Annotated in this window: 1 protein-coding gene; it reads right to left on the reverse strand. The window is 65.4% G+C overall.

The features are described from left to right. Positions 1-47: 47 nt before the first annotated feature. The gene (locus NMG80_RS04505) at positions 48-1,559 is read right to left on the reverse strand and encodes an IS66 family transposase (RefSeq protein WP_254017024.1); all 1,512 of its coding nucleotides are present in this window, start codon (positions 1,557-1,559) and stop codon (positions 48-50) included. Between the last annotated feature and the right edge of the window lie 148 nt (positions 1,560-1,707).

The raw sequence follows: 1,707 nt of genomic DNA on the forward strand, positions 1-1,707 counted from the left end.
ACCGGGGCAAAACCGGTGGCGTTGGCGCGTCGATCTGCTGTTGGGGTTCAGCGGGCGGCGAGGAGAACGGGAAGCGGTAGGATCTTGCTGCCGGGGATGCCGAGGCGGTCGCCGAGATAATCCCAGAAGCTGACACCGAGCTTTTTGCAGGTCTTCATCATGCTGAGCATGGTGTCGCGGGCGGCACGGCCCTGGTCGCTGTGGGTTCCGCCGCTGATCTTGCGCCGGGTCACCACGCTGCGGATATCGTTCTCTGAGCTGTTGGTGTGGAGCGGAATGTCCGGGCGTTGGAGGATCTTCAGGAAGCTTTGGCGGTCGGTCCGGATGCGCGCGAGTAGACGGTCGAGGGTCACGAACCTGGTCTTCATGCCGACGATCCGGTCAAACCGCCGGGCCAGTTCCCTGGCTCTTCGGGGCGTGGGATCCAGACACCACGCCTTGATGTCGTTGTAGAGCCACCAGATCCGGCTCTGGATCAGGGCCTTGGCGCGGCGCTGCGGTTCGGTGAAGCTATCGAGGGCATGGATCTGCCGCTCCATATGGACCCAGCACCGCGCGTGCTCGCCGATTGCGAACTGGCTCGCCCCATCACTGAGGATGACGGTGCCGTCGAGGGCCTTTGCCTCGGTCAGACCGCCCCACAACGCGCCTTCACTGGCGATGCGGAACGGGTCCAGAGGGCCATCCTTGGGCTCTAGGCCATGGGCGAGTAGATGGGCGTCCCATGACGCCGCGTCCTCGAACCCGGACGGCTCGCGCCCAGCATGCAGAAGATCCGTCGTGATCACCGGCAGCCCGCGCTCCAGCATGTAGGCGCGTGAGGCGGCGTTCAGGACCCACTGGGCCGACCCGCCGTGCAGGAGCTGCAGGAAGTTCAGCCGGCTCTTCGACTTGGTGGTCGTGAACACGGCGAACCGGTCATTGCCGATTTGCGTGCACACGCCATTGACCGCGCAATGGCGGGCCCCGGTGTCGTCGACGCTGACCCAACTGGCCGAAGCGAGCCCGGCCTTCAGAACCTGCTTCGCTTCGGCGACGAAGGCGTCGATCTTGCTGGTCAGGATCCGCACGACCTGACGCTTGGAGATCGACACGCCGAAGTCGCGCAGCAACGCGACGATCCGCTCCACGGTCGATTGACCCTGGTGATAAAGCGACAGCACCAGACGCCGAAGCTCCAAACCGAAGTGCCCGTCGACCCCGTCCGGCAGCGGAGCGACGACGATCCGGCCATCCGGCAAACGCCAGCGGTCCCGATGATAGCGGACCACCCGCACCCCGATCGTCAGATCCTGCACCACGAAGCTTGTCCGCCCCACAAATCGCGAGCCCGGTGGCGGCTCATAACAAAGACGGCGCTCTTCGGTGACGATCGCCCGGCTCGAGCCACGCCGCTTCGGACCCGTTGCCGCAGGTGAGCTCCGCTTGGACGACTGCTCCATCCCGCTCGGCTTCAGCGTCGGGCGCGGCGGTAGACCTTTCAGACGCCGGATCTCATCCTTCAGAGCCGCATTCTCGGCGCGAAGCCCGGCGACCTCTGCCTGCAACTGCAGGATCATGTCGAGCAGGTCCGTAGGGGTCGGCGTTCGAGAATCTGGTGGCTCCGCCATGGCCCGACAGAATCACGCCGCCCGCCAAACCGCCACCCAATCCAACCCGATACACCCGAGTCATAACGCCGCGGCCACCACCGGTTTTGCCCCGGTT

Origin of the sequence: Mesorhizobium escarrei (genome assembly GCF_935825525.1) — a bacterium.
GTDB lineage: Bacteria > Pseudomonadota > Alphaproteobacteria > Rhizobiales > Rhizobiaceae > Mesorhizobium > Mesorhizobium escarrei.